The sequence below is a fragment of the Nitrosospira sp. NpAV genome (assembly GCF_000832065.1).
In the GTDB taxonomy this organism is placed as follows: Bacteria; Pseudomonadota; Gammaproteobacteria; order Burkholderiales; family Nitrosomonadaceae; genus Nitrosospira.
Window position 1 is genome coordinate 1 of the sequence record NZ_JXQM01000186.1, and the last position, 232, is coordinate 232.

General features: G+C 48.7%; 1 protein-coding gene. It reads right to left on the bottom strand.

Annotated elements, in window-relative coordinates; genetic code table 11:
• Positions 1-232 (bottom strand): CDP-alcohol phosphatidyltransferase family protein (locus SQ11_RS17990; RefSeq protein WP_041515172.1); only part of this gene is annotated, 232 nt, incomplete at both ends.

Here is a 232-nt window from a genome sequence, read left to right on the forward strand (position 1 = left end):
ACAGTACCCAGAACCACACAAACCTGAACCAGAGTATTTAACTTGCCTGGCATGCTGGGTTCCATATCAAAACGACCGATACAGTAGTGGTAAGCAAGAGCACCCCCAACAATAAGAAGGTCTCTCCCAAGCACCAAGGCAAAAAGCCATAACGGAAACACTGAGGTGTACGTAAGCACCAGATACGCTGTAATCAGCAGCGCTTTATCTGCCAGCGGAGATCGGAAGAGCA